Source organism: Okeania sp. SIO2F5 (assembly GCF_010692685.1).
Taxonomy (GTDB): Bacteria; Cyanobacteriota; Cyanobacteriia; order Cyanobacteriales; family Microcoleaceae; genus Okeania; species Okeania hirsuta.
This window is the reverse complement of sequence record NZ_JAAHGU010000195.1, coordinates 1-11,374: the sequence shown is the minus strand read 5'-3', so window position 1 is coordinate 11,374 and position 11,374 is coordinate 1. Positions and strand designations below refer to the sequence as shown.

Sequence of the window (11,374 nt, the reverse complement as noted above, 5' to 3'; positions counted from 1 at the left end):
CGTTCGGTTAACTTCCTAGGAGGAATTTATTTGGCAGCTTCTGTCATTTTATTAGCATAGCGATCGCCATCGACCTAGAGCATACAATACCCATTTTGTCAATTTTTTAATTGATGACACGCCCTAGATAACTAAACACCTTCTCCCTTCTCCCTTCTGTCCTAGATAACTAAACACCTTCTCCCTTCTCCCTTCTCCCTTCTCCCTTCTTCCTTCTTCCTTCTGCTATAACTGACAATTACTGATCAAATCTAGGAATTTCATAACTCAAAAAATCATAAGCCATATCAGTATTCGGGAAAATAGCACGCGCCTCCTGTAGCAAATCATCCAACAAAATCGGATTCCCAGGAGCATATCTAGGACTAAAATGAGTCATCATCAAACGTTTAGCACCTGCGGCCAAAGCCACCTGTGCAGCCATAGTCGAAGTAGAATGTAATCTTTGAAAAGCCATATCAGCATCCCGATGAGAAAAAGTAGCCTCGTGAACAAGTAAATCTGCATCCTGTGCCAGTTCCACCGCCCCATCACAAAAAACAGTATCAGTACAATAAACAAACTTCCGGCCAATCTGAGGTGCCCCACATAAATCAGCCCCACTAATTCTCCGTCCATCAGACAAAGTAATCCACTCTCCTCGTTTTAACTTGCCATATATAGGACCAGGAGGAATACCCAAAGCCTTAGCCTTTTCCACATCAAAATGTCCCGGTCGGTGTTTTTCCGTTACCCGATAACCAACAGCAGGAACCCGATGTTTTAAATAACCACAACTAACAACATATTCATCATCCTCATAAATTACACCAGGTCTAGATTGGTAAGCCTTCATAGGATAAGCCAAACGAGTTTGAGAATATTTAATACAACCTTGCAAGTAATTCTCCAGCTCCGGGGGGCCATATATATCGATACTTTTCACATTTCCCCCCAAACCACAACTAGCTAATAACCCCATCAAACCGAAAATATGGTCGCCGTGCATGTGAGTAATAAAAATACGAGTCAGTTGACTAACCTTAAGTTCACTGCGGAGAAACTGATGTTGAGTTCCTTCCCCACAGTCAAACAACCATAATTCACCCCGTTGAGGCAAGCGTAAAGCAACACTCGAAACATTACGCGATCGCGTCGGGACACCAGAGCTAGTTCCTAGAAAAGTTACCTGCAAAACTTCAAACTTCCTCAATAAACTAAAAAAATATGATAAGTATATCCACAGTGATAATTATTTTCTAATTTTACCCTGTGAGATTTATTCTGGCTTTTGCCTACATTAGTTAACCTTAAAGTTAAATATAAAATCTAAAATCTGATGAGTTCTGGATTGCTATTTATTTCAGTTATTAATCGTTCCATTAAACCACTAAAACACTACTTTTGGACATCTATTCTATTCTGGTTACTAGCGATCGCCCCTGCCCAAGCTTCCCTAGTCTTGCGAATTGCCATTCAAGAAGGGGCAAAAGAAGTTAAAGTAGGAAGTTCCACAAATGCTACCATTAGAGATGGTGCTGGTAGAGCTATTGGGGAACTACAGCCAACTAAAGGTTTTGTCGCCGAATTAAAATCAGGAAAAGTTGCTTTGGCAAACTGGGTATCTGGTCAAATGTGGATCGAACCCAAAGGAGAAGGTTATGTATGGATAGGCGATCAGTGGTATCGTGGACGTACTCACATTATCCCTAGCAAATCAGGAGTTACAGCGATCAATTACATTGATATAGAACAATATCTATATAGTGTTATTGGAGCAGAAATGAATGGCAACTGGCCTCAAGAAGCTTTAAAGGCCCAAGCAGTGGCTGCCCGCTCCTATGCTCTGAATAAGCGTCAAGAAAATAGTAATAATTTCTACGACTTAGGCAATGACCAACTATGGCAAGTATATCAAGGAATTAAAACAGAGTCTCAAGGTACTTATGCTGCTGTTGATGCTACAAAGGGTCAAGTGCTTACCTACAATGGTCAAATTATTTTAGCCTTATTCCATTCATCTTCTGGAGGCCACACGGAAAATGTAGAGGATGTTTGGTCAAATCCACTTCCCTACCTCCGCGCGGTTCCCGACTTCGATCAAGATGCTCCAGTTTATGAATGGACAGAATCATTTACTCAAGCAGAATTGAAACAGCGAATATCAGGTGTAGGAAATATCATATCTATGACACCTCAGACTACTACTCCTCACAATAGTGTTATTACTATCAAAGTTTTAGGGGATGCAGGAGTTAAAACTCTTCAAGGGACAGATATTACAGCAGCTTTGGGATTAAAAAGTACCAGATTTATAGTTACTCCTAATAAAGATGAAGACCAACAAATTCCAAGCAGTTTCAAAATTACTGGAAAAGGTTTTGGTCACGCCGTAGGAATGAGTCAATGGGGAGCTTATAATTTAGCTCGGAACGGATATAATTACCAGCAGATTTTGTTGTACTATTACCAAGGTGCAAATTTAGCTAGAATTGATGTACGCTAAAATTAAAGTTTAGACATTATTTTCTAAATCTAAGTCAATAAATTCTACTTCTACTGTTAAGTAAATAAATCTCAAAAACCTAGATTTTACTAAAAATAAAAGAGTTAGATTGGTTTAATTAAAGCTGTTGAAATACAAAAATACTCCTGATGTAGGTATATCTATGATTTTATTGATTAGCTTATTCTCAAACAATCTTTTTTCAGCTTAGATTTATATGATAATTCTCTAAGTACAGGTATTTTCAGTTTAATAAAGTACATAAATTATTCCTTAGCATCTGATTGATTTAATCTTTTTTGCCATTCAGCATCAATTTTATCTGCTTGTTCAGCTTCCTGTTCTAGGATACTCTTTTCAGTTGTATATGCTAAACTTTCGCAACCAATAATAGTTTCACTAGCAAATTTTTTAGCATATTCAATTTTCTGTTTTAACTGACGATCGCTATGATTCAAAGTAATAACTCTTTTTTGTCTTTGTTGATTCCGTGCCTCAACTTTACCATTACGCCATTGTACCCAAAAATAACGAATTAAAGGTAAAACTAAAAAACCAACACCATAAACCAGTAGAAGAGGATAAATAACTTCAACAAAAGAAATAAATCCTCCTAACTGAGCTGCTACCGTACCATCTTCTAGCAAAGAACCCAAAACTAAAGCACCAACAAAATTCACAGCACCCAACCCAGTTGCTAACATTATTTGACCAGAAGTTGCCTCACTAAACCGCCAAAATTTTTCCTTTAAAAATGCAGAAATAGGTTGAGAATTCCACCCTTTTGCCGTTGCTTGTAACTCAGGAAAATGATAAACAATTTGACCCTCAGAACTAACCTCCGGACGACCATTAAAACGAATTAATACTGGTAAAATATACTCTTCATATTCCAAAGCATAACCTTTACCCAAATCATCTAAATAAGGAGCAATTTGTTCAGCAACTACCGCCCCTTGATTATTTTTAATCACAGTAGCGATCGCTTGCCAACGTCGCTCATCTAAATTATAATTTGGGTTGCCATCTCCAAACAAAAAAGAAAACACAGCTTCAAAAAAATTCATCCCATTTTTTTGACCTTGAGAATGATATTTTTGTCTTTGACGTTGATATCTGTAGGGGCGATCGTAATAACCCCAATTAAACCACAAAAACCAATTATAATTAAACCAAAACCGAGGGAGAAACATCATCCCGCCACCAAAATTTTTACCCCTACTACCTGAATCATTTCGCTCGCCACTAGAATTAAGAGAAATCACAATAATAGTAATAGCAGCTAGTATAATTACAAGAGAAAGTATCAACAAAATACCAAAAGAAATTCGGATTAAATAAAACAATACTCGCCAAACTTTCTCCCACCATTCTCGCCATCTTAACCGCCAGAATTTATTCCTTAAAATACCTCTAAAATTCTTAGGAAATAAATAAGCAATTTCCCCTGTTTCTGATACTTGTAAATGACCACCAGCATCTGTAGCTAAAGCTAATAATCCTTGTTCTGCCACTTTAACATCTAATCCAGCTTTAGCCACCACATCTCCCACTGTAACACGGTAGTCCAAATTCTCCACGGCTGTTATTATCGCAGGATTTGGAGTCATAACATTACCTCTGACCTAATTTACTTATCTACTTTAAATTATAGACAAAAAATAATCTATCTAGGAGTAAGCATTTAGCTCTCAGTTATTAGTAGTCAGCTATCAAAATGCTATACTAATTAGAAAAGTTAGTCTAGACAAATTTTCCTCAAAAAATGTAGAAGTTGCCAGGTAGATAAAATCTGGTTTGATGCGGTTTTATCCATACTTTTAATTATTTATTAGTCACTCAATCTTGATTCCGACTTCATTTAGTCATCAGCTAATTGGTGATAAATGATAGCTTAAACCTAAATACAAAAAGTGAAAATAGTCAACAAATTCCCGCTATATTATCTGGTTTATATTATGTATTCTGTAATTGTAATTTTGCCACAACACAAATAGAGATCAATAATGCGGTCTCTTATAGCAATTATAAAACTTAAATATTTTAACTATATTTGAAAATTTTTACAAATACTTTAGGACTGTTATAGTGACTTTAAATAGGTTATGAAAAAGACGTTATTCTGAAAAGGAACACCTAACAACTGGGTACATCTCATATTTGCAAAAATACTTTTTCCTATATATTCCCTATTGCTTGTTGCCTGTTGCCTGTTGCCTAAAAGCGATAAGTTTTTGGCTTTATTAAAAATTGAGATGCACCCTAACAACTTAACCCAACTTTCCTTGATATACCTTTACTATTTAGGATGTTTATACAATATCGGCAAATTATGTGTAAAAAAATCTCATCTAAGTTTCAAATTTCCAATAAAAACACTATATGATGAGTGAGATTTATTTTACTTACTCGATCCAAGTTTATGTATAACTCATCTTGCTAAATAAAGACTAATTTATATCTCTTGCCATTCTATTTTAATTGTAATTTTTTAGGGAAAAATTTACTGAGTTAGTATAGCAATCCTAAATGATTTGTGAGAATTTTTATAATAGTTAAGATTGACGAAAAACCTCGATAATTCTGACTCTTGACTCCTGAAAATAGACTTATGACTTTTGATTACTACAGAAATATTACAATTGAAATAGGATTGCTATAGTTAAGTCATAAATTCAAAATTTATAGTAGCATTTTGAGATAGTCATCAGTATAGGGAAATAATTGAAAAAGATAATTCCACTTAGTTAGTGTAAAATTTCCGACAATAAATTCAATTTTAATTGTTTCTTAAACTCAAATCAATCAGAATTGAGAAGTTAAGAAAATCTAAATTATCCTTCAGCTATGAAAAATTACTGGAGTTATTAATTGATATTCTACTAACAAACAAAATCAAAAAAATCACCTCTAATTCAATTAAACCTTAATGTATTCTTCTGATGTATATATTATAATTTTATCTAGAAGACCTCCAAGAAAAGAGAGGATTTACTGGCATAATTTTAGTCAAAGATTCAAGTCATAAACTCAAAAATTATGTTTGACCGAAGCAGGATAAAAGTAAAGTGCAAACATTTAATCTTCACTTCTTCCTTCTTCCTTGAATAGAAGACCTCCAAGAAAAGAGAGGATTTACTGGCATAATTTTAGTCAAAGATTCAAGTCATAAACTCAAAAATTATGTTTGACCGAAGCAGGATAAAAGTAAAGTGCAAACATTTAATCTTCACTTTTTCCTTCTTCCTTCTTCCTTCTTAATTACCTCCTTGAATAAATGCTTATATCTCTTCGCATTAATAACTTTGCCCTTATAGATCATCTAGACCTAGAATTAAGTCCTGGTCTAAATGTCTTCACAGGAGAGACAGGTGCTGGTAAGTCCATTATCCTAGATGCTCTCGATGCAACTCTAGGCGGAAAAGTAGACCGTCGTGTAATCCGAACAGGAACTAAACGAGCTATCTTAGAAGCAACCTTTGAGCTAAACTCATCCCTGGCCGAATGGTTAGGAAATCAAGAAATAGATCCAGTAGATGGTACATTAGTAGTCTGTAGTCGTGAAATTACTTGCGCTCAAACCTCTCTCCGTACTAGGTCTCGTCTCAATGGTATTCTGGTCAATCGCAAAATAATGGACCAACTGCGCGATCGCCTATTAGAAATTACAGCCCAAGGCCAAACCCTACAATTAGGAAATCCCAATCTACAACGTGAATGGCTCGATCTATATGGTAGTCATCCCCTACTACAATGTCGAGAAGCAGTAAGTATTGCCTACCAAAAAGCTCAAAAAGCCAAAGCAACATTAGAAAATCGTCGTCAGTCAGAGCAAGAACGTTTACAAAGAATAGATTTATTAGAATACCAAGTACAAGAATTAGATAAATCTAATCTTACCGAACCTCAGGAATTAGAACAACTAACACAAGAAAGTCAACGCCTTAGTCATGCCGTTGAACTTCAACATCAAAGCTATCAAATATATCAAGCTTTATATCAAAATGAAGGAGATAGTTTAGCCGCAGCAGACCTCCTTGGAGAAGCTGAAAGTATATTAAACGATATGGTAAACTACGATTCCACATTACAACCTGTATTAGAAATTATTAGTGAAGCTCTATCTCAAGTTGTTGAAGCTAGCCGACAAATTAGTAGCTATGGCGAGGAATTAGAAGCCGATCCCCAAAGATTACAGGATGTAGAAGAAAGAATTCAAGAACTTAAACAAATTTGTCGCAAGTATGGTCCAACCCTAGAAGAAGCTATTAATTATTATGACAAAATACAAGCAGAACTCAAAGAACTACAAGATGGTGGAGAGTCTGTTGAAGCACTCGAAAAAGCATACTTAGAAACTCAAGAACAATTACAAGATAAATGTAGCGAACTTAGCTTACAACGTCATAATGTGGCTGCTAAATTAGAGACACACTTGGTAGAGGAATTAAAACCCCTCGCTATGGAAAAAGTGAAATTTCAGGTAGAGATTTCTCCCACTACGCCAACAATTACAGGTGCTGACCAAATTACATTCTGCTTCAGTCCTAACCCTGGAGAACCACTACAACCTCTAAATTCAATAGCTTCTGGTGGGGAAATGAGTCGATTTTTATTGGCATTAAAGGCTTGTTTTTCTCAAATAGAAGGATCTGGTACTCTAGTATTTGATGAAATAGATGTTGGAGTCTCAGGAAGAGTAGCAGGAGCCATTTCAGAAAAACTACATCAACTTAGTAGGAAACATCAAGTCCTCTGTGTAACCCATCAACCGATAGTAGCTGCAATGGCTGATAATCACTTTAATGTCAGTAAACAAGTAGTCGAGGAAATATCTACTATGGACTTAAACTTAAATAATCAAAACTCTGAAGTACGGACTATAGTAAGAGTTAAAAATCTAAATAATTATCAACGGCGGGAAGAGTTGGCACAATTAGCTAGTGGTAGGCCAGCTCAAGAAGCTATAGCTTTTGCAGAATCTCTTTTAACTGAAGCTGCTACTAAACGTCGGCAAAATTTGACTATACCTATTTCCAGTTCTAGAGGAGAATCTTAATCCATAATATCAGTTCTATTAAAAATACATTATAGAATAATATTAACAATTGACTTTAACAAAGGGCAAAAAAAAATTATGTAGATTATGTTGAGTTGTAAACTTAAATAGTAAGGATTCAGGTATGCAAAATAGGAATAAGAGAAAGACTTGATGAGCGATCGCTTAAAACCCTAGCCACCAGGGACTGCTCAAAGAATTCAATGACAGAACGCCCCTGACGACGACAAGTTTGTACCACAGTCAATAAATTGGTGTTGGTAATTGATGGGATGATTTATATTTTGGGGTAGGGCTCTGTAACCTTCCCCGGTTAATCATTGGGGGATTGCCCCTACAAATTTCATCCTGTAATTTACCAACGCCGATTTCCCCTAGTTAAGACATTGGTTATAAACCAAGACAATGGACCGGAAAATTATTCTCGTCGGACACAATTTTTGTCCAAAGTCCAATTCCTGACTTTCCTTACTGTGGCTTGGACACTTTTTCAGCTGATTTCGCTTTCTGCTAACCATGACGACCTACCTAGCAGCAGTGTGATGTAGTAAGTATATCTCTGATTCTTCTCTAATCCCAGCTTCCAGAGTGGTGATTAACCTCTATGTGGGTAGGTTTGGTATAACGTCATCCTCTGACAGGAGGGACTTTCACCCTGATTACTGAACAAGTTATGTCGGTATACCTTCTACTATTCTTTAACCTCCATAAGATTCTGGATTTTTGTTAAACCGACACTCTAGGCTATTTCCCCTAGAAACGAATCGCACATTGCTGGCCACTACAGCTACCACTGGTTCTTCTAAAAATTCTGCTTGACCACACTGACTACAAACAGAAGGTTGCAATATTTCTATTCTGTCTATTCTGGAAAACCCTTTACGAGTCTTACTATGATGACCTATTTGTCCTCCTGGTCGTCTCTTCTTTTCTTCGGAACTGGGATACTCTTATTTTGGCTTGGCTTTTTCCGATTTTTTCAGTAGATCGGTTGATGGGGGTTTCGAGGAGTTCTTACTGTCTAGGTTTTGACTCTGTTCTAATTTATCAATTTGTTTTTGCAGTTTCTCGATTAGTTTCTGTTGAGTCAACAACATTTCTACCAGTTCTTCTTTTGACAACTGGTTGAGGCGTTTACGATTTACTGGGGGCTGTGATTGACTCATGCTTTGACTTTACCCTAGTGCAGGATGGCAGAAATAACTAACCAGTTACAAAATCCTAAAAGCCTTACCAATAAATACTTTTGACTTTTGACTTCCGCGTAGCTGCACTAGTTTGTTTTTTTGTCAAGCGAACCAATATTCTTGAATTTCCCTTCTGAGAATCCACACTACGATCACGCTATGACCTGAATCCTTACCTTAGATATAACACGATATATAGTATTTATAGCAACTTTTTGTGCTACATTATGATTATAAAACTAGAGAGCATAATTTTAACAAATAAAAACTTAGGTGTGATGAATAAATTTAAAACTTTGAGTAATGATAGTTTTGATAATTATTAATTCAAACTTCAGCAGCAAGTACAAAAAATAAAATTCTATACCATCAAAACTAATATGCTTATTGAAGTTCGAGCATTCAAGTAATGAGGTAAAAATCAAGAAAAAATATTCCTAAAACCGATGTTCTCCAAGCTCACACCTAGAACCTGTATAGCAAATCTTATCTAAAAAATATTTATAATAATTTTTTTGACAGAAGAGTAAAAATTTAATCATGTTAGACTAAAGTACAGGTATGAATGATTTAAAAATTATTCAGTTCCTATCTTAATATTAATTAACAAACTGAGCTTGAATTATTTAAAAGCCTTAATAGTAAAGAGCATCTAAATATTTAATTAAAGCGTTATGACATCTGCATCTCCAAACCAAATAGCAACAGAGTACACAATCCCAAAAAAAGAGGATGTGGAAGTTATAGAGGGTCCTAACAATCAGGTGTCTCACCCTCAAAGCTACTCTGATAACAATAATACTTATAATAGTCCAGAAAATAATCGTCATAATAGGAATAACCCCAAAAGTAATTCAAGAGTCAACGAAAGTAGTGCATTAGTTCATCCTGGGTCTAGCTTTTCAAGCTATCTAGCTGCCCTAACAAAAGAAAACTTTGTCGAAGGAGTTAAAGATGTTGAAGAAAAGCTAAAGACAGTTAATCGCACTTTGGGGATGCTCAATAATTTGTTAGAGGCTCAAGGATTTGATGCAATTCTACATGAAATGTTGCGCTCAATTACTCTCAAAACAGGAGAATTATTGAACGCAGACCGGACAACAATTTGGTTATTAGATGAAGAAAAAAGTGAACTTTGGTCAACAGTAGCTAAAGGAGCTGATGGAAAACTATTAGAGTTAAGAATTTCAGCCAATGTAGGAATAGCAGGAGAATCAGCTCAAGAGAAAAAAGTAATCAACATACCCTACGATTTCTATAACGATCCACGTTCAGCTTCAGCCCAAAAATTTGACAAACAGAATGGATATCGTACCTATACTATGGTAGTAATGCCATTACTGCAAGAAGAAACAGGGGATTTAATCGCAGTTGTCCAACTCCTCAACAAGTTAAAACAAGGCCACGAACAATATGAACAACTAGGAGAAAAAATAGATAAAAAGGGATTTACTGAAGAAGATGAAAGAGTATTTCGTGAATTTGCCCCTTCCATTAGTCTAATTCTAGAATCTTCTAAGTCATTTTATTCAGCAACTCAAAGACAGAGAGCAGCAGAAGCTTTAATGAAAGCTGTAGACTCCCTCAGCAAAAGTAGTCTAGACTTAGAAGATACTCTGGGAAAAGTCATGGAGCAGGCCAAGGAACTTATGAACGCAGACCGCAGTACCTTGTGGCTCATAGATAACGATAAAAATCAACTATGGACAAAAATCCCGATTAATGGACAGCTAATAGAAATCAGGATTGCTAAAGATAAAGGCTTTGCTGGTATGGTTGCAAAATCTGGCCAACCACTACTCATTCCTTTTGACGTTTATAAAGATACCCACTCAGTTACAGCCAAGGAAACAGATGAAAAAACAGGTTATCGTACCTGTAGTTTGTTGTGTATGCCTGTTTTTAATGCTGACAATGAATTAATTGGTGTAACTCAGCTAATTAATAAAAAGAAACAGGGAGATTATCCACCATATAACCATGCAAACTGGCCTGAAGCACCAGAGCAGTGGAAAGCTAGTTTTAATCGCAACGATTTAGAATTTATGAGGGCCTTTAATATTCAAGCAGGTGTAGCCCTCCAAAATGCTAAATTATTTGATACAGTCAAACAAGAGCAACAAAGACAAAGGGATATTCTACGGAGTCTGACCAACGGGGTAATATCTACGGATCAAAAAGGCAAAGTTATTGCGACAAATGAAAGTGCTAGACATTTACTAGGAATCAGTGACACAGAGATACTAGAAGGTAAGTCTGTAAGTGAATTAGTACGTCTCAAGGAAGGTGAGTTTTCTAAGTGGTTAGATTTAGCCCTTTCTCCGAATTATAGCAAAGAGTACCAACAGTATTATCCAGATCGAACTTTGTTACCTTTGGGAAATTTGCCTCCTCAAAGTATTAATCTGTCAATTAACTCTATGATTGATGTTTGTGACCCTAAGAAAGTTAATGGCGTTTTAGTAGTGATGGAGGATATTAGTGGAGAAAAACAAGTGAAAAACTTGATGTATCGCTACATGACACCAGAAGTTGCAGAACAATTATTAGCAAGTGGTGATACTGGTTTAGGAGGAAAACGTCAACAGGTATCTGTGCTTTTCAGTGATATTCGTAGCTACACTACTTTGACAGAAGGCATGG

General features: G+C 36.0%; 6 protein-coding genes and 1 pseudogene. 3 read left to right on the top strand and 4 right to left on the bottom strand.

Going from position 1 to position 11,374, the window contains the following annotated elements; translation table 11 throughout:
* Positions 1–238: 238 nt before the first annotated feature.
* Positions 239–1,174 carry a ribonuclease Z gene (locus F6K27_RS30695; protein WP_287274052.1) on the bottom strand — a complete coding sequence of 312 codons (936 nt, stop codon included), beginning with the start codon at positions 1,172–1,174 and terminating at the stop codon, positions 239–241.
* A gap of 144 nt (positions 1,175–1,318) precedes the next feature.
* Here F6K27_RS30695 and F6K27_RS30690 point away from each other — a divergent pair, with 144 nt between their 5' ends.
* Positions 1,319–2,485: a SpoIID/LytB domain-containing protein gene (locus F6K27_RS30690; protein ID WP_287274050.1), complete on the top strand. Its 1,167-nt coding sequence runs from the start codon at positions 1,319–1,321 to the stop codon at positions 2,483–2,485.
* A 266-nt stretch (positions 2,486–2,751) separates the two neighbouring features.
* Here the strand turns inward: F6K27_RS30690 and F6K27_RS30685 are convergent, their stop codons facing one another.
* Positions 2,752–4,095, bottom strand: a complete 1,344-nt coding sequence (locus F6K27_RS30685; protein ID WP_287274048.1) for a hypothetical protein — start codon at positions 4,093–4,095, stop codon at positions 2,752–2,754.
* 1,667 nt (positions 4,096–5,762) lie between these two features.
* Between F6K27_RS30685 and recN the strand changes: the two genes are divergently transcribed.
* Positions 5,763–7,544, top strand: a complete 1,782-nt coding sequence (recN, locus tag F6K27_RS30680) for a DNA repair protein RecN (protein ID WP_287274046.1) — start codon at positions 5,763–5,765, stop codon at positions 7,542–7,544.
* Between the two features lie 118 nt (positions 7,545–7,662).
* On the opposite strand, the gene F6K27_RS30675 is transcribed toward recN, so the two are convergent.
* Complete coding sequence (locus F6K27_RS30675; RefSeq protein ID WP_275670466.1) at positions 7,663–7,785, bottom strand: hypothetical protein; 123 nt, start codon at positions 7,783–7,785, stop codon at positions 7,663–7,665.
* A gap of 550 nt (positions 7,786–8,335) precedes the next feature.
* Positions 8,336–8,710: pseudogene (locus F6K27_RS30670) on the bottom strand (DUF6444 domain-containing protein); the annotation flags it as partial.
* A gap of 695 nt (positions 8,711–9,405) precedes the next feature.
* Between F6K27_RS30670 and F6K27_RS30665 the strand changes: the two are divergent.
* Positions 9,406–11,374: GAF domain-containing protein (locus tag F6K27_RS30665; protein ID WP_287300951.1), on the top strand; the 1,969-nt coding region annotated here is incomplete at its 3' end.

What these genes read in the sequence shown, in the direction of transcription:
- F6K27_RS30690 (WP_287274050.1), top strand. Translation starts at nt 1,319, where the DNA reads ATGAGTTCTGGATTGCTATTTATTTCAGTTATTAATCGTTCCATTAAA.
- F6K27_RS30685 (WP_287274048.1), bottom strand. Translation starts at nt 4,095, where the DNA reads ATGACTCCAAATCCTGCGATAATAACAGCCGTGGAGAATTTGGACTAC.
- recN (WP_287274046.1), top strand. Translation starts at nt 5,763, where the DNA reads ATGCTTATATCTCTTCGCATTAATAACTTTGCCCTTATAGATCATCTA.